Origin of the sequence: Micromonospora sp. NPDC005252, from assembly GCF_042872475.1 — a bacterium.
Taxonomy (GTDB): Bacteria; Actinomycetota; Actinomycetes; order Mycobacteriales; family Micromonosporaceae; genus Micromonospora.
Map to the genome: position 1 here is coordinate 92,523 of NZ_JBIAKN010000011.1, position 16,701 is coordinate 109,223.

15 protein-coding genes are annotated in these 16,701 nt (G+C 71.9%); 5 read left to right on the forward strand and 10 right to left on the reverse strand.

What is annotated here, in order from left to right; genetic code table 11:
• Nucleotides 1-89: 89 nt before the first annotated feature.
• From ACFYPH_RS25770 to ACFYPH_RS25785, 4 genes are all read right to left on the reverse strand, one after another.
• The gene (locus ACFYPH_RS25770) at nt 90-2,756 is read right to left on the reverse strand and encodes a glutamate--cysteine ligase (protein WP_387185396.1); all 2,667 of its coding nucleotides are present in this window, start codon (nt 2,754-2,756) and stop codon (nt 90-92) included.
• A 468-nt stretch (nt 2,757-3,224) separates the two neighbouring features.
• Nucleotides 3,225-4,640 (reverse strand): cellulase family glycosylhydrolase, encoded by a 1,416-nt coding sequence (locus ACFYPH_RS25775; RefSeq protein ID WP_387185276.1) that lies wholly within the window; start codon nt 4,638-4,640, stop codon nt 3,225-3,227.
• 116 nt (nt 4,641-4,756) lie between these two features.
• On the reverse strand, nt 4,757-5,620 hold the full coding sequence (locus tag ACFYPH_RS25780; protein WP_387185279.1) for a hypothetical protein: 864 nt from the start codon (nt 5,618-5,620) through the stop codon (nt 4,757-4,759).
• Nucleotides 5,621-5,872: 252 nt separating this feature from the next.
• The gene (locus tag ACFYPH_RS25785; protein ID WP_387185402.1) at nt 5,873-6,463 is read right to left on the reverse strand and encodes a dihydrofolate reductase family protein; all 591 of its coding nucleotides are present in this window, start codon (nt 6,461-6,463) and stop codon (nt 5,873-5,875) included.
• Between ACFYPH_RS25785 and ACFYPH_RS25790 the strand changes: the two genes are divergently transcribed.
• Complete coding sequence (locus tag ACFYPH_RS25790) at nt 6,389-7,366, forward strand: aldo/keto reductase (RefSeq protein ID WP_387185282.1); 978 nt, start codon at nt 6,389-6,391, stop codon at nt 7,364-7,366. The two genes, ACFYPH_RS25785 and ACFYPH_RS25790, sit on opposite strands and share 75 nt — an antisense overlap.
• A gap of 19 nt (nt 7,367-7,385) precedes the next feature.
• Here the strand turns inward: ACFYPH_RS25790 and ACFYPH_RS25795 are convergent, their stop codons facing one another.
• The gene (locus ACFYPH_RS25795; protein WP_387185285.1) at nt 7,386-8,129 is read right to left on the reverse strand and encodes a YqjF family protein; all 744 of its coding nucleotides are present in this window, start codon (nt 8,127-8,129) and stop codon (nt 7,386-7,388) included.
• Here ACFYPH_RS25795 and ACFYPH_RS25800 point away from each other — a divergent pair.
• Complete coding sequence (locus tag ACFYPH_RS25800; RefSeq protein WP_354859124.1) at nt 8,106-8,276, forward strand: DUF5709 domain-containing protein; 171 nt, start codon at nt 8,106-8,108, stop codon at nt 8,274-8,276. The genes ACFYPH_RS25795 and ACFYPH_RS25800 overlap by 24 nt on opposite strands.
• Nucleotides 8,277-8,330: 54 nt before the next feature.
• Here ACFYPH_RS25800 and ACFYPH_RS25805 read toward each other — a convergent pair whose 3' ends face one another.
• Nucleotides 8,331-9,911, reverse strand: coding sequence for a DHA2 family efflux MFS transporter permease subunit (locus ACFYPH_RS25805; RefSeq protein WP_354859121.1), 1,581 nt, complete (start codon nt 9,909-9,911; stop codon nt 8,331-8,333).
• Nucleotides 9,912-10,054: 143 nt separating this feature from the next.
• On the opposite strand from ACFYPH_RS25805, the gene ACFYPH_RS25810 reads away from it, so the two are divergent.
• Nucleotides 10,055-10,309: a hypothetical protein gene (locus ACFYPH_RS25810; protein WP_355066479.1), complete on the forward strand. Its 255-nt coding sequence runs from the start codon at nt 10,055-10,057 to the stop codon at nt 10,307-10,309.
• 16 nt (nt 10,310-10,325) lie between these two features.
• Here ACFYPH_RS25810 and ACFYPH_RS25815 read toward each other — a convergent pair whose 3' ends face one another.
• The 4 genes from ACFYPH_RS25815 to ACFYPH_RS25830 all read right to left on the reverse strand — a co-directional run bounded on the left by ACFYPH_RS25815 (nt 10,326) and on the right by ACFYPH_RS25830 (nt 14,592).
• A complete protein-coding gene (locus tag ACFYPH_RS25815; protein ID WP_387185290.1) occupies nt 10,326-11,576 on the reverse strand; it encodes a DUF222 domain-containing protein in 1,251 nt (416 codons plus the stop codon).
• 110 nt (nt 11,577-11,686) lie between these two features.
• Complete coding sequence (locus ACFYPH_RS25820; protein ID WP_387185293.1) at nt 11,687-12,271, reverse strand: DinB family protein; 585 nt, start codon at nt 12,269-12,271, stop codon at nt 11,687-11,689.
• Nucleotides 12,272-12,348: 77 nt separating this feature from the next.
• The gene (locus ACFYPH_RS25825) at nt 12,349-13,152 is read right to left on the reverse strand and encodes an IclR family transcriptional regulator C-terminal domain-containing protein (RefSeq protein WP_354859114.1); all 804 of its coding nucleotides are present in this window, start codon (nt 13,150-13,152) and stop codon (nt 12,349-12,351) included.
• Nucleotides 13,153-13,155: 3 nt separating this feature from the next.
• Entirely contained in the window at nt 13,156-14,592 is a 1,437-nt protein-coding gene (locus ACFYPH_RS25830; protein ID WP_354859111.1) for an amidohydrolase family protein, read from the reverse strand.
• A gap of 195 nt (nt 14,593-14,787) precedes the next feature.
• On the opposite strand from ACFYPH_RS25830, the gene ACFYPH_RS25835 reads away from it, so the two are divergent.
• On the forward strand, nt 14,788-15,924 hold the full coding sequence (locus tag ACFYPH_RS25835) for a CoA transferase (RefSeq protein WP_354859109.1): 1,137 nt from the start codon (nt 14,788-14,790) through the stop codon (nt 15,922-15,924).
• On the forward strand, nt 15,909-16,679 hold the full coding sequence (locus ACFYPH_RS25840; RefSeq protein WP_354859107.1) for a citryl-CoA lyase: 771 nt from the start codon (nt 15,909-15,911) through the stop codon (nt 16,677-16,679). The genes ACFYPH_RS25835 and ACFYPH_RS25840 overlap by 16 nt, the downstream gene beginning before the upstream one ends.
• Nucleotides 16,680-16,701 lie beyond the last annotated feature (22 nt).

Here is a 16,701-nt window from a genome sequence, read left to right on the forward strand (position 1 = left end):
TCTCATCGGCTCGGGTCCGCTCGGGCCGCTGACCGGTCCAGGCTTGGTGGACCCGGTTGCGTCCCGATGACATCCGCATCAAGCGTGGGTTACACCGGGGGCTCCCCGGCTCCGCCGAGGAGCCAGGTGTCCTTCGAGCCACCTCCCCGCGAGGAATTGACGATCATGCTTCCGGCCGGCGCGACCCGGGTCAGCGCCACCGGGGCCACCTCCGCAGTCTCGCCGAGGAACACGAACGCCCGCAGGTCAACGTGGCGCGGCGCGAGGGCCGTACCGTCGAAGACCGGGTGGGTGGTGAGCGCGACCACCTCCTGGGCGATCCACCGGTGCGGCGCGGCGAGGATCTGCTCCCGGACGGCGTCCAGCTCCTCGGCCTCGGCGCGCGGGCCGATCACCACGCGGTCCCCGCCGTACCCGTCGACCGGCTTGAGCACCAACTCGTCGAGCCGGCCCAGCACCTCGGCGCGCTGCTCGGGCAGCCCGCACAGGTACGTCGGCACGTCGCCGAGCAGCGCCTTCTCCCCCAGGTAGTACTCGATGAGCCGAGGCACGTACGCGTACAGCGCCTTGTCGTCGCCGACGCCGTTGCCCAGCGCGTTGGCCAGCGTGAGCCGCCCGGCGTGCACCGCGGCCAGCAGCGGCCAGCCCAGCGGCACGCCGTCGGCGCCCGGGGCGTGCAGCAACGCGTCCTCGTCCATCCGCAGGTAGAGCACGTCGACCTGGCTGCGGCGGCCCTCTCGGACCAGGTGAACGCGGCCGTCGGACACCAGCAGGTCGCCGCTCTCGGTCAGCGGCACGCCCATCTCGTCGGCGAGGAGCCGGTGCTCGAACCAGGCCGGGTCGCCCGGACCGCTGCTGAGCACCACCACGGCGGGGTCGTCGGCGGCGGCGGGAGCGGCGGCGAGCAGCGCCCGGTGCAGCATCGCGGGTGTCTCGTCGGCGGGCAGCAGGTCATCGGGCACCGGCAGCTCGGGCAGCACCGCCCTAGTGAGCCGGCGGTTCTGCACGGCGTAGCCGATGCCCGAGGGCACCCGGAGGTTGTCCTCCAGCACGTACCAGCCGCCGGCCGGGTCGCGGACGAGATCGGTTCCGGACACCTGGGCCCGCGCGCCACGCCGGCCCATCAGCGCACCGGTCGGGCGCAGCCCCGGCGAGGACTCCACCACCCAGGCCGGGACGACCCCGTCGGCGACCACCGCCCGGTCGGCGTACACGTCGCGCAGGAACGCGTCGAGCGCGCGGGCGCGCTGCACCAGGCCGGTCCGCAGCGCCCGCCAGTCGTCGGCGGGCACGACCCGGGGCACCAGGTCGACCGGGAAGAGCCGGGTGCTGGCCTCACCGGCCACGCTGAACGTCACGCCCCGGGCGCGCTGCTCCTCGTCCCGGTCGTGCTCGCGTTGGCGCAGGCCAGCGGCGCCGAGGGTGCGCAGGGCGGCGAGCAGCGGACGGAACGTCGGCTCCGGCCCGTCCGGGCCGAAGACCTCGTCGCCGGCGTCGGCGTACGCGGACAGCGCGGGCGGTGGCGGCACACCGGGCAGGGGCGTACGCACCCGGCCCCGCGTCTCGTCGAGCAGCAGGTCGACCACGTCGGCCAACCGGCCCCGCCGCTCGTACGCCCGCCGCTGCCGCGCCGCGGAGCTGCCGCGCTCCAGCGCGTACCGGGTCAGCTCGCGGACCTGCTCCCAGTCACCGGTCGCCTCCAACTGTGGGCGCAGGTCGGTCACCAGGCGGCCGACCGCCTCGGCGGCCGGCACCGGCCGGGCCGAGCGAGGCAGGTCGAGCAGGTCGCCTTCCAGCCCGGAGCGGGCGGCCCGCCACACGGCGGCGCGCAGCACCGGCGGCCGGACGGCGGTGCGCTCGACTCCGGCGCGCAGGGCGGCGACCTCCCGGCGCACCAGCGCCCGGAACAGCCCGGTGAGCAGGACGATGGTCTCCACGTCGGCGTTGGCGTCGGTGATGCGCAGCTCCACGGTGGGCACGTGCGCCGACGGCCGAACGTCGAAGTAGATCATCGCGGGGTCGGTGATGGTCTCCGAGGAGATCAGCTCGGCTACGAGGGCCTCGTGGTCGGCCGCGCTGGTCACCTCGCCCGGGTCACCGGCCGTGGGCCAGCGCTGCCAGACCAGCGAGCGGACGCTTGCGTAGCCGCTGTCCTGACCCATCCAGTACGGCGAGCTGGTGGACAGGGCGAGCAGCACCGGCAGCCACGGCTGTACCCGCCGGGTGACGGCCACCGCCAGGTCCCGGTCCAAGACCCCGACGTGCACCTGCGCGCCGCAGATCAACTGCTCCCGGGCGAGCATCTGGTACTCGTCGAGCATCCGTCGGTAGCGCGAGGTGGGGGTGACGCTCGGGTCGCCGTCGGCGCGCAGCGGCACCGTGCCGGCCGCCACGATGCCCAGCCCGGCCCGGTCGGCGACCTGGACCGCCGACTGGCGCAGCCGGGTCAGCTCGGCGCGGATCTCGTCCAGGGTGCGGCAGACCGCGGTGTTGGTCTCCACCACGCTGCGGTGCAGCTCGGCGGTGAACGACGTGGCCGGCAGCCGGTCGAGCAGCTCCCCGGCCCGGGGCACCAGCTCCCGGGTGTGCAGGTCGACGACGTGGAACTCCTCCTCCACGCCGATGGTGGCGAGGTCGGCCGGGTCGTCGTGCACCGCCATCGCCGGGGCGGGACGGGACGTGGGCACGGCCCGGCCGTTGCCGGACCGGCCCACCGGCCCGTCGAACGTCGCCGCGTTCGTGGTGTTGTCGACCATGGTCACCCCGGTTCGCGTCTCGGTGGTCTCGACTGTCCGACGAGCGTTCCCAGGCTTGGTACCGGGGGCGTTTCCGGCGCGTTAAGGTGACGCGCCGTTCTGGCCGGGTTGGCTCAGCGTCGACGACGGCGGCACGGGGTGTACCGCTGATCCTCTTCGGACAGCGCGCTTTCTCCGGGCTCGGTCACGGGCACCAACCTGCGCGCTCATTTTCCAGCGGGCCTTCGCCACCACTGCTACCGCGTACCGGCGTGCCTGCACACCCTGAACTGACGCTCGGGGATCGGATCTGGTCGAGAGCGATATACCTCAGAGGTATGAATATGACTGACAGGTATATCGCTTGCCGAAGCGACCGCCCCGGCGAGGGCAGCCCGTGAGTGATCGACACGGGATCGCCGATGTCGGGGCATCCCACTGGCCCGGATACCCCGACATCGGCGATCTGGAGGTGATCAAGCGGTCAGGTCACCTCATGTTGGCGACCACGAACGGCGCGTGGCCGTGCAGGTAGTTGTTCCACCCGCCGGTCACCGGTGCGCCGGGGCTGAGCAGGTTGGTGGTGTCGGTGCCGACGTCGAGCTTCCAGGCGGTCCAGGAGATGTTGTTCGCCTTCATCCAGTCGATCCAGGACTGCGCCTCCGGCAGGCAGGCCCGGCCGTCGAGGCCGCCGTCGGCGTTGCTGGCGCCCCACTCGGTGACGAACAGCGCCAGGCCGGCCCGGATCGCCGCGTCGCCCTTGGCGCGCAGTGACCCGCCGTGGGTGCAGGAGTAGAAGTGCAGCGTGTACATGAGGTTGGTGCCGGCAACGGGGCTGGCCGCGGCGGCGTCCACGTCCTGCGACCAGGTCGGCGTCCCGAGCACGACGATGTTGTCCGGATCCGCGGCGCGGATCGCGGACACGACCGCCTGGTGGTACGGCTTGATGACGCCGGTCCAGCTGAACTGCAGCGGCTCGTTCCACGTCTCCCAGATCACGTTGGGCAGGTGACCGTAGCGACGTGCCAGGTCACCGAAGAACGCCACCGCCTGGGACTGGTTGTTCTGCGCCTCGTGCGCGTGCCAGTCGACGATCACGTACACCCCGGCGGTGACCGCGTTGTTGATGATCGTCTCCACCTGCGCCCGCGCCCTGCCCGGATCGCTGAGGTACGCCCCGGCGGGCTCCACGCCCATCGCCGCGCGGATCACCTGGAGGTTCCAGTTGTCGCGCATCCAGGTCAGCGCGGACAGGTTCTCGGCGTAGGGAGCGGTCTCCCAGTTGAGCCACATGCTGCTGACGCCGCGCAGCTGCACCCGCGCGCCGAACTTGTCGCACATCGTGGTGCCGCAGACCCGCAGCTGCCCGTACCGCTGCACGGGTGTGCCGGTCGTCGGCGGCGGTGTGGTGGGCGGCGGGGTGGTCGGTGGCGGGGTCGTGGGCGGCGGGGTGGTCGGCGGCCGGGTCGTGGGCGGCGGGGTGGTCGGCGGCCGGGTCGTGGGCGGTGTGCCGCCGGTGCAGGACACGCTGTTGCCGTTGACGGTGCAGTTCACCGGAGTGCCGGAGCCGTTGACGAGGAAGCCGAACGACGTCGAGGCGCCGGCCCCGAGGGCGCCATTCCACGACACGTTGCTGAAGGTGTAGTGGTTGCCCGAGGTCACCTGCTGGGCGTTCCACGACTGGCTGATGCTCGACCCGGCCGGCAGGTCGAACTCGACCCGCCAACTGCTGATCGGCGCGGAGGTGTCGTTGGTGACCGTGACCTGGCCCTGATAGCCACTGCCCCAGTTGTTGGTCACGGAGAACACGACGGTTGCCGCGCTGGCCGGCGTGGCGATCATCGCCACCGCGCCGGCGAGCAGGCCGGCGACGGCCAGCGACGTGACAAGTCTCAGTGTGCGCATGCGGAACCCGCTTCTCTTCGACGGTGATGGTCTGAGGCGGGGCGGCGCCTTCACGCACAGTATCGATCAACGACGATGTCCGGCAAGACGGGACGCGGTGCCCGCCGCTCGGCAGGTCAACCCCGCCGCCAGCCCCAACGGCGCGAACCGGTCGCGTGCCCCGACCCACCCTTCTCCCGGGCCAGCATCTCGGCCGCGACCCGCAGCTTCTGGGCGGGCTCCGCGGCGGCCGGGCCCAGCGTCTCCACGAAGCGGTTGCCCATCGCCAGCACCATGGCCGCCCGGTCGAGGTCGCCGATCAGGACCAGGCACTGGGCGTACACCCCGTAGGTGTTGGCCATCTCCCAGAAGGTCAGCGGACGCGCCAGGTCGAGCAGCCCCTGCCGCAGCTCGCAGGCCCGCGACGCCGCCAGCGCCGCCTCCTGGGCACCGTCGCCCGACGACGGCCGCGTGAGGTGCCGGTGCAGCAGCGCCGTCGCCTGGTTGTGGTAGGCCGTGCCCATCGCCTCCCGGGTGCGGGGCCCGGCGGACGGCGGAGATCCGGCGGAGGTCAGACCCACCGTCACGGCCCGTTCCAGCAGGTCCCTGCGCGTGGCGGGCTGACCGGCGGCGAACGAGACCTCGGCCAGGTCCACCAGTGCGGTGATCAGCTCGGCGAGGGCGTCGTCCCGGGGTGCCGCCGCCACGTTCCCGCCCTCGGCCGCCACGGCGTCGTACACCCGCTCGAAGACGACCACCGCCTCGCCGCCGGGCGCCATCCCGTCGGCGGCCCTGCCGCGCGCCGAGAGCAGCATGCTGTGCCGCCACAGCGCCCGGGCCAACTGCTGCTGGTCCTCGCGGACCCCACCCGGACCGCGCACAGCCTCCCGGTACGCCTCGATGACCCGGACCCACAACCGGTCCGCCTCCGCCCAGGTGTCCTGTCGCGTTGAACGCTCCCGCGCCTGCTCGAACAACCGTCGCCGCTCGTCCGGTCCCATCGTGCGCACCGCCCTTCGTGGTCGCCCCCAGCCCACACCGCCAAAAGCAGTGAGACTCGTCGATTCTAGGTCGCCCCGATGGTCACCCCCGCGCCCACTGCGGCGGCGCGTTCGGTACGCGGTCCACCTCCTCGCTCCACGACGCCCGGTCCCGAGGTGGTCAGGCCGCCGGGCGTACGCGGTAGGCCAGGTGCGTGACGCCGTCGCCCTCGACGACGCGGAAGGGGCCGTCGAGGTGCAGCGGCGCGATCGTCAGGCCGGCGAGAACGGTATGCCGGCGCCGAGCACGACCGGGACGAGGTCGACGTGCACCTCGTCGAGCAGGCCGGCCGCGACGACCTGGGCCGCGATGGTGCCGCCGTTGACGCCGACCTCCTTGTCACCGGCGAGCGCCTTCGCGCGGTCGATGGCGCTGGCGATGCCGTCGGTGACGAAGACGAACGAGTCATTCTCCGGCTCCCAGCCCTGCGGCACGGTGTGCGTGACGACCACGACGGGTACGTCCATCGGGTGCCGGCCGCCCCACCCGCCGGTCATGTCGAACAGCCGCCGGCCGACGACAAGCGCGCCGGTTCGTTCGGTGAGGTCCCGCAGGTGGCGCGCGCTCGCGGCGGACGTCCGGAACGTCATCTCGGGGTTGGCCGTCGGCGTCTCGACGTCGCCGCTGCCGTACCACTGGAAGAGGTGTTCGAAGCCGCCATGAGCCTGGTTGGACCGCCGCTGGATGCCGCCGGGCGGCAGGCGGAGGACGGTCGTAGCGTGGTGCCCATGAGAACCACCACGCTGGGCAGTGCAGGGCCCGAGGTCGGCGTCATCGGTCTCGGGTGCATGGGCATGAGCCACGGATACGACATCACCGGCCCCCGCGACGACGACACCTCGATCTCGGTGATCCGGCAGGCGCTGGACCTGGGCGCCACGCTGATCGACACGTCCGACGTATACGGGCCGTACACCAACGAGGAGCTGGTCGGCCGGGCGCTGGCCGACGGCCACCGGGAGCGGGCCGTCCTGGCGACCAAGGTCGGGCTGGTGGCCACGTCCCTGACCGGAGGCCCCGGCAACTCGCCGAAGATCGGCAACAACGGCCGGCCGGAGCACATCCGCGCGGCGATCGACGACAGCCTGCGCCGCCTCAACACCGACCATGTCGACCTCTACCAGCTGCACCGCGTCGACCCCGAGGTGCCCATCGAGGAGTCCTGGGGCGCGATGGCCGAGGTCGTCGCGGCGGGCAAGACCCGTCAGATCGGCCTGTCCGAGGTGACGGTGGACCAGATCGCGCGGGCCCAGGCCGTGCACCCGGTGGCGTCGGTGCAGTCCGAGCTGTCCCTGTGGACCCGGGACCCGCTGGCCGAGGTTCTGCCGTACTGCGTCGCGCACGGCATCGCCTTCCTGCCGTTCTCCCCGCTGGGCCGGGGTTTCCTGACCGGCCGGTTCTCGTCGTTCGACGACCTGCCGGCCGACGACTTCCGACGCGGCCTGCCGCGCTTTCAGCAGGACGCGCTGCGGGCCAACCTGGCCATCGTCGCCCGGGTCCGGGAGATCGCCGACCGGGCCGGCGTCACTCCCGCGCAGGTCGCGCTCGCGTGGGTGATCGCCCAGGGCGACCGGGTCATCCCGATCCCCGGCACCAAGACGCCGAAGTACCTGGTGGACAACTGCGCGGCCGGCGACGTGCAGCTCGGCGCCGAGGAACTGGCCGACCTCGACGCGCTGCCCGCCCCCGAGGGCGGTCGCTACTGAGCGTCCGGCGGCCCGGCGCTCAGCCGGGCCGCCGGAGCGTCACCGGCGGGCCGAACCGCACCCCGACACCGGGCGAGTAGAGCACGCTGACCGGCGGTCCGACCGGCGCCGGCAGCCCGGCGGCGGCGACCAGCCCGTCGTCCAGGTGCAGGAGCTCGGCGCGGTGCAGCGGCCAGCGGGGATGCCAGTTCGGCAGGTGCAGCGGGCGACCGTACGCCCGGGTGTGCAGCCCCCACCGGGCGGTGAGGAAATGGTCCAGGGGGGCGGGGTCGGCGATCGGCTCCCCCACCCGGACCGCCATCCGACTCGTCGTACCCGCCGGGCCGGGCCAGCGACGCCGGCACCGGTAGGTGAGTCGGTCGCCGTCGCGGTCCAGCCGCATCGACGACCAGAGGTACGGCAGACGCAGCGTCGCCCGCGCCACCAGCACCGGCACCAGGCGGGACGCGTCGAGCGACCGGAACACGACGGCCCGCCGGCCGGTGTCGTCGACCGAGTAGAGCCGGACGTTCGTCTCGGCGAAGGTGCCGAAGTACGGCACCCCCGGGCCGCGACCGAAGCCCAGCCCGACCATCCGGAAGCCGATCAGGCCGACGTAGCTCACACCGTCCAGCGTGTCCGGACGAGTGCCGGCGGGCAGCAGCGGCGCGACGAGTGCCGGGTCGACGGCCCAGTGCAGGAAGGTGAGGTCCTCCCAGCGCTGCCGCAGCATCGACCAGGGGAACACCTGCCGGGGTGAGTGGTCGACCGGTTCGATGTCCACCCCCTCATCCTGCCCGGCGTCCGCGAGGACGACGAGGCCGACTCGGTCGCCTGGGACGGGATCGACACGGGCGCCGCCAGCGCGGAGGAAGCGGCGATCCACCTGGTCGAGGACCCGGACGGACCCGGCGACGGTCCACTGCGCTGACGCCGTACCCGCCGCGCTCAGCATCCGGAAGGGACGCTGAGCGCGGCGGGTCGGTCAGTGGATGACGACGGGCGTCTTGACCTGCTCGCCCTGCGGGTCGTCGAGCTGCGCCGGCTGACGCCGGCGCGGCAGCAGCGCGGCCGGGATGAACGTGAGCACGACAAGCGCGAACGCGACCCAGAACGTGGTGGCGAACGACTTCGCGGCGAAGTCGAGCCCGCGCTCGATGATCGACGGGTCCACCGGCATCTGCTGCAGCAGCTCCGGCCGCTGCTGGGAGGCGATGGCCAGCCCGGCCTCGGTGATCGGCTTGCCGCTCTCGTCCACCAGTCCGGGGATCGGCCGGGATCCGTTGAGCTCGTTGGTGAGGATCACCGACATGACGGCGGCGCCGACCGAGCCGCCGATCTGCTGGAGGATGTTGACCAGCGTCGAGCCGCGGGCCACCTCCTGCGCCTGCAACGTCCGCAGCGCCGACGTCATGATCGGCATCATCGTGCCGCCCATGCCCAGACCCATCACGAACAGCGACCCGCCGAGCAGCCAGTACGAGGTCTGCGGGTCGACCTGGGTGAAACTGAAGAACCCGACGACGATGAGCGCCAACGCGAACGGAACGGTACGGCCGATCGGCACCCGGTCGGCAAGCGTGCCCGCGATCGGCATGGTGAGCATCGCGCCGATGCCCTGCGGGGCCATCAGCAGGCCGGCGGCCAGCGTCGACTCACCGCGCACCTGCAGGAAGTAGCTCGGGAACAGCAGGCCGGCGCCCATGAACGCGATGATGAACACGAACAGCGTCACCGAGGCGATGGTCAGGCTGCGGTTGCGGAACAGCCGCAGATCGAGCAGCGGGTGCCGGGGCTTGAACGAGTAGAGCACGAACGCCACCACCAGCGCGCCGCCGACCAGCATCGGCGCCCACACCTTGGCCTCGGCGAAGGTGCCCGCCTCCGGCAGCGACGAGACGCCGTAGAGGAACAGCGCGAGACCCGGCGAGAGCATCAGCATGCCGACGAAGTCGAAGGACTCGGAGGGCTCGGGCGCGTCCTTCGGAAGCGCGAACTGTGCGTAGATCAGCGCGACGACACCGATCGGCAGGTTGATCAGGAAGATCCAGTGCCAGCTCGCGGTGTCGATCAGCCAGCCGCCGAGGATCGGGCCGCCGATCGGCCCGAGCAGCATCGGAATGCCGAGGACGGCCATCAGCCGGCCGATCCGGTGGGGCCCGGCCGCGCGGGTCATGATGGTCATGCCCAGCGGCATGAGCATGCCACCGCCGAGGCCCTGCAGCACGCGGTAGCCGATCAGCTCGCCGATCGAGTCGGCGGTGGCGCAGAGCCCCGACCCGATCGTGAACAGCGCCAGCGCCACCATGTAGAGCCGTTTGGTGCCGAACCGGTCGGCGGCCCAGCCACTGAGCGGGATCACGGTGGCCAGGGCGAGGGTGTAGCCGGTCATCGTCCACGCGACGCGGGCGTAGGACGCGTCGAACTCGTTCTGGAATGTGGGCAGCGCCACGCTGACCACCGTCACGTCGAGGATCGACATGATCGCGCCGAGGACGACGACGCCGGCCACCTTGAGCACCGCGGCGTCGAGTTTGTCCGATGTCGCGACGGATTGCTGTGTCACAAATTCTCCTGAAGTCGATTGAGCCGGCCATTGGTGGGCGGTGGCGGCGAAGCCGCGCCGACCAGGCGCGGGGCGCGGCGTGCCAGGACGACGACGCGCGCAGGAAGACTAACCGCCGGTGGTGACGATTTGCCGCCGGATTCGTGACCGCCCGGCCGCGCATCCGAATGGCCGTGGATTTACAGCCGGTCGTCGGGGTGGCGACCAGGTCGTGGGGCTGGCAATCAGGTCGTTGGGCTGACCGTCGTCACACTCGCGGCCTCGACGTGCTCGTCAACAACGCCGGCGTGACCGGCGGAATGCCGCAGGAACCCACCACGGTCGACCTCGCGGTCGGACGCACGGCGATGGAGACCAACGTGATCGGCGTCACTCGGTCGGCCTGCTTTTCCGGGTGATCGGTGGTGGTGGTGGTTACGTTCGTCGGTGGTACTGGTTGCGGCGGGGGATCTGGTCGGGGTCGAGCCAGGCGGGTGGTACGAATTCGGGGTGGCCGTCGCCGCCGAGGCGCACCACCCAGTCGGTGTGGTGCAGGTGTCGGTGGTGGTGGCCGCAGAGGAGGACGGCGTTGTGGAGGGTGGTGGTGCCGCCGTCGGCCCAGTGGTGGATGTGGTGGGCGTCGCACCAGCGTGGTGGTCGGTCGCAGCCGGGGAAGGCGCAGCCTCGGTCGCGCAGGACGAGTGCGCGGCGTAGGGGTCCGGTGATGAGGCGGCGTTGTCGGCCCACGTCGAGTGGTTGGCTGGCGCTGCCGAGGACGGCGGGGAGGATCGCGGCGTCGCAGGCGAGCCGACGCACCGTCTCGGGGGTGAGTTGCGGGCCGGTGTCGAGGGAACCGCTGCCCAACTGCCGGGTCAACCCGTCGTAGCTGGTGGTGACGACGATCTGGGCGGGGTCGCCGCCGTTGTCGGGTAGTTCGCCGGTGCGCAGGGCGAGGCGGCACACGTCGGCCAGGGCGTCATGCCGCCGTTGGCCGGGGTTGCGTGCGTCGTCGGGGCCGGTGGGCACGGTCAGCGGGTCGATGGCGGCGCGCAGCAGGCCGGCGGTTTCGGTGTCGAGGATGCCGCTGAGCCGCAGTCGTCCGTCGGTCCGTTCGGAGATGGTGAGGTGCCGGTCGCGCGCAGCCCGGTCGGTCTCGGCCTTGAGTGCCGCGGCGGCGACCGCGTCGGCGGCCTCGGGTGCGACGTGGTCGAGGATGCGGGTGCCGAGTTTGCGCAGCAGGGTGGGGTCGAACTGCCCGGCCCACTGCACCAGAACACTGACGGCTTTGTCGGCGGCCTCGGCGCCGGCCGACGCCGCCGCCGCGCCAATCGTGTCGGTGATGACGCGGGCCTGCTCGGCGGTGACCGTCCCGGCCGCGAGGGCGTCCCGCACGGCGGGCGGTGCGGCGGCGAGGGCGGCGGCGAGATCGACGAGCCGGCGGGCGGCCGGGATGGTGAGGTGCAGCCGTTCGCGCAGCCACACCGCGGTGGACGACGCGCCCTGGGTGCGGGCCGTGCCGCGGCCGTCGAGCTCACGGACCAGGGCGAGAGTCACGGCGGCGAGGCGCTGCTCAATGCGGTGCGCGGCGTCGAGCGCCGCGATCAACTCCTGCTCGGGCAGAGCCCAGGCGGCGGCGTCGGCGCAGGCTGCGATCGCGTCCTCTGCCTGCGCCAACTCCTCGACCATGACCCGAGACTAGAACGGGTGTACGACACTTTCAGTCACCATGATCGATTGGTCGCGGGGGCAGTCCGCCATCATCCCGGAACGCTCGGACCAGGGCGCCCACCGCCCGGCTAGGGCAGCATCGGTGGGAGTTTGCTGGCGTCGAGGGCTGCCTGCTCCACTCGCCGGCGGTGGTCCAGCCACCATGACTCGTCCCCGGTGGGCAGGTTGTCGTTGCTGGGCAGCAGCCCGGCCGCGCCGTCGATGAGTTCGCGCACGATGTCGGCGTGGCCGGCGTGCCGTTGGGTTTCCGCGATGACGTGGACCAGGACGTGGTGCAACGTGACCGCTGCGTCGCCCCACCACGGCACGCGTCCGACCTCATCCAGCGCAAGGGCGTCAATGGTGGTGTCGGCGTGGACGATCGCGCGGCGATACAGTTCGACGATCTCCTCGCGGGTCTCATCCGCGCTCGCCCACATGTCGGCATTGGTCTCCGCACCATCGCCGATGTACGGCAGCTCCTGCTCGAACGGTCGGCCGAACACGACGCCGAAGTAGAGGATCTCCATGGCCGCCGAGTGCTTCACCAGACCGAGCAGGTTGGTCGCGGTCGGGGTCAACGGCCACCGAATGTCGTATTCGCCGAGCCCGTCGAGCTTCCACAGCAGCGAGTCGCGGCCGCCCTTCAAGTAGCTGTGCAGGTCTGCCTTCATGGCCGGCACTATGGCATCTGTTGGGTGTCGGCGTTGCCCCGGACGATCCGCGGAGCTCATGGGCACCCGAAGCGCAGCTAGGCGGTGACCACCGGGACGGCGGCGGTCAGCGCCCAGTCGTGCCCGATGTCGGCCGCCGCGCGGAGCAACCTCGGAAGGTGCTCCTCGCGCAGGGTCTCCAGGGAGGTCTCGGCCGCGTGCACGGTCACGTTGATCGCCGCGACGACCCGCCCGTCGCCGTCGCGCACGCCGGTGGCGACGGACCGAATTCCCGGGGCCAGGTCCTGGTCGGCGAGTGCCCAGCCCTTCGCCCGAGCCTCCCGCAGCACCGCGTCGAGTTCGCCGGGCGAGGGCTGCCAGCGTGGCGTGATGCCGGAGCGCGTCGGCTCAGCGAGTACGGCGGCCAGGGTCTCCGGTGGCAGCGCCGCGAGCAGCACCTTGCCCATCGACGTCGCGGGCGCGGGGAAGCGGGTGCCGATGGTGACACCGAGCGTGACGATCTTCGGGACGGCCACCCGGGCGACGTAGACGATGTCGCTGCCGTCGAGCTGGGCCATCGAGGTCGACTCGTTGGTCTGCGCGACGAGCTTCTCCATGTGCGGGCGGGCCACGTCCCACATGTTCAGCGCGTTGACGTACGCCATCCCCAGCTCCAGGACGCGCGGGGTGAGGGCGTGGCCACGGCCGACCGCGCGGACGTAGCCCAGCGACTCGAGCGTGATGAGGATGCGTCGGACGGTGGGCCGGGCCAGGCCGGTGGCGGCGGCGATCTCGCTGAGCGTCATCGACGGGCAGGCGGGACGGAAGGAGCGCAGGACGTCGAGGCCACGGGCGAGAGCCTCGATGAAGTCGGGCCCGGCGCCCCTTCCGTTGTCACTCATGTCCTAATGCTTCCATTGGGCCGAGCCGGCGTCCCACTCGGTGTACTGGTACGGGTTCTCCAGGATGGCGGTCTCCGGGACGTCCGGGTTCATGCCACGCTGCCACGCCTCCTCCCCCATCGTCTCGCGCAGGTGGTCGATGGTCGCCGCCACCCGGGCCCGCGCGGCGGCCAGGTCGACACCGACGAGGCGGCCGTCCCGCTTCACGACCCGGCCACCCACCAGCACGGTGTGCACGTCGCCGCGCTGGGCCTGGAAGACGACGTGACCGTGCGGGTTCAGGATCGGGAACATCACCGGGGAGGCGTCGTTCTTGATCAGAACGATGTCGGCCTGCCGGCCGGGGGTCAAGGCGCCGACCGTGGAGTCCATGCCGAGGGCACGGGCGCCGCCCCGGGTGGCCCACTCGACGACCTGCTCGGCGCGCAGGTGGCAGTGGGTGATCGTGTCCTGCTTGGCGTGCGCCTCCAGGTGCTCACGGGAGCGGTCGGCGCCGAGCGTGCTCCGCATCGCCGAGAAGAGGTCACCGCTCCACCACACGCTGGTGTCCATCGACAGCGACACCGGAATGTCGTGGTGGCGCAGCTGCCAGGTGGGCGGGTACCCCTGCCCGGCGCTCTGCTCGCTCTCGGTGGAGACGGAGACGGAGCCGCCGGTCGCGGCGATCCGGTTGTACGAGTCGTGGGTGAGCGTGGCCGCGTGCACGTACACGGTCGACGGGGTCATGAAGCCGCCCTCGTGCATGAGCCGGATGCCGTCGTCGTTGGTGGCGCCCCACACGCCGGCGTGCGTGGTCACCGCGGCGCCCAACTCCCGGGCCACCTCGAACGCGGCCCGCTCGGGGAACGCGGGATCGCCGGTGACGTCGAACGCCATCTGGAAGCCGGCCAGCTTGCCGCCGTCGATCCGCCGGCGGTGGAAGTCGCGGAACTCCGGCGAGGTGGCCCACTCCCACGGCCCCTGCTGGATGTTGCCGTAGGCCAGCACGAACCGGCCCGGCACCGCTTCGAGGGCGTCGACGGCCGCGTCCGCGTGATCGGGCGTCTGCAGGCCGTGTGACCAGTCGACAGTGGTGGTCACGCCGGCGTCGATCGCCTCGATGGCGCCGAGCAGGTTTCCCGCGTACACGTCCTCGGGGCGGAACAGCTTGCCGGATTCGAGGTAGTACCAGACGAAGTACTGCGTCAGCGTCCAGTCGGCGCCGTACCCGCGCATGGCGGTCTGCCACATGTGCCGGTGGGTGTCGACCATGCCCGGCATGAGGATGCCGTCGGTCGCGTCGATCTCCAGGGCGTCGTCGGGCGCGGTGAGACCGACGCCGACCTCCGCGATCCGGTCGCCGACGACCAGCACGTCGGCGCCGGGCAGCACCGTGTGGGCGTCGTCCATGGTGAGAACCAGGCCGTTGCGGAAGATCACCGGCCGGTCGGTTGCGCTCATCGCCACCCATTCCTCTCCGGGTACGAGTTTTCCGGACTGTTGTCCGCTGTGCGGCCAGCCCGAGTGGCGCAAGTGTGGTCCCGGCCACGATTCGTGTCAAGAGCGTGTTTCATCGCGATGAATTGCCCGTTGACAGTGCTCGCGTGGTGCCGCAAGCTGACTCGGCGGACAGGTGTCCGTAGAACGGGCGGAAACATGGTGCAGCAATCGACCGGGCCGCTGGCCGGCCTGCTCGTCGCGGACTTCTCCCGGATCCTCGCCGGGCCGTACGCGACGATGCTCCTGGCGGACCTGGGCGCACAGGTGATCAAAGTGGAGAGCCCGGGCGGCGACGACACCCGCACCTGGATGCCACCCACCCGCGACGGCGTTTCGACGTACTACCTCGGCATCAACCGCAACAAGCGGTCGGTCGCCCTGGACCTCAAACAGCCGGACGACCTGGCCGCCGCCCAGGAGCTGGCCCGCCGCGCCGACGTGCTGATCGAGAACTTCCGGCCCGGCGGCCTCGCCCGGTTCGGCCTCGACTACGACACCGTCACCGCGAACAACGAGAAGATCGTGTACGCGAGCATCAGCGGCTTCGGCACCGGCGCCGGGCGGGACTTCCCCGGCTACGACCTGATGGTGCAGGCGATCTCCGGCCTGATGAGCCTCACCGGCGACCCGGACGGCTCGCCATACCGGGCCGGGATCTCGGTCTTCGACGTGATGGCGGGGCTGCACGCGAGCATCGGCATCCTCGCCGCGCTGCACCATCGTGGAGAGACCGGACGCGGACAGCACGTCGAGGTCAACCTGCTCAGCTCGGCGCTGTCCGGCCTGGTCAACCACTCCAGCGGCTACGTCGCCGGCGGCGCCGTCCCGTTCCGGATGGGCAACGCGCACCCCAGCCTCTTCCCGTACGAGCCACTGCCCACCGCCGACGGCGAACTCATCGTCATCGCCGGCAACGACGGGCAGTTCCGCAAGCTCTGCCAGGTGCTCGACCTGCCCGGCCTGCCGGACGACAGGCGTTTCGGGCGCAACCAGGACCGCACCGCCAACCGGGAGGAGCTGCGGCCCCTGCTTGTCGAACGGCTCGCCAAGCGGACCAAGGACGAGTGGTTCCGGGACCTGCTCGCCGCCGGTGTCCCCTGCGCGCCGATCAACACCATCGACGGCGGCGTGGCCCTCGCCGAGGAGCTTGGGCTCGACCCGGTCGTCACCGTCGGCGCCGTGCCCGGCGTCCGCAACCCGATCACCTTCTCCGACACCCCGGCCCGGTACGAGCTGCCGCCGCCCGGGCTCGACGAACACGGCGAGGAGATCCGCGCGTGGCTGAAGAGCTGAGCTTCCCCACCGGGATCGGCACCTCCGACCCGACCACCATCTCCCTGCTCGGGCAGGACCTGGCCGCCGACCTGATGGGCACGGTGGGCTTCGGCGAGCTGGCGTACTGGCTGGTCGCCGGCCGCCGACCCACCCCCGGTGAGGTACGGGTCTTCGAGGCGGTGCTGGTGGCGCTCGCCGACCACGGCTTCACCCCGACGGCCATCGCCGCCCGACTGACGTATCTGTCCGCGCCCGAGTCGTTGCAGGGCGCGCTCGCCGCCGGGCTGCTCGGCGGCGGCTCCCGCTTCCTCGGCGTCACCGAGGACTGTGGACGGTTCCTCGCCGACACGCTCGCGCAGGCCGGTGACGTGACCGACTACGACGCGCTGGCCCTCGACGCCGTCACCCGGGCGAAGCGGGAGCGCCGGCTGGTCCCCGGCCTCGGGCACCCCGTGCACAAGGACCAGGACCCGCGCACCCCCGTGCTGATCCGGATCGCCACCGAGGAGGGCCTGCACGGCCAGCACCTGCGGCTGTTCGAGGCGATCGGCCGCGTACACCCGCAGGTGCTCGGTCGTACCCTGCCGCTCAACGGCGCCGGGGTGTGCGGCGCGGCGCTCGCCGACCTCGGGCTCCCCGTCGAGATGCTGCGCGGCTTCGCCCTGCTGGCCCGCGCGGCGGGGCTGCTCGGGCACCTCGCCGAGGAGCGCCGACGGCCGCTCGGCATGGACATCTACCGCACCGTGGACCGCAACGCCGTCTACGAACCCTGACTCCCCCTCTTCCGCCCCCGAA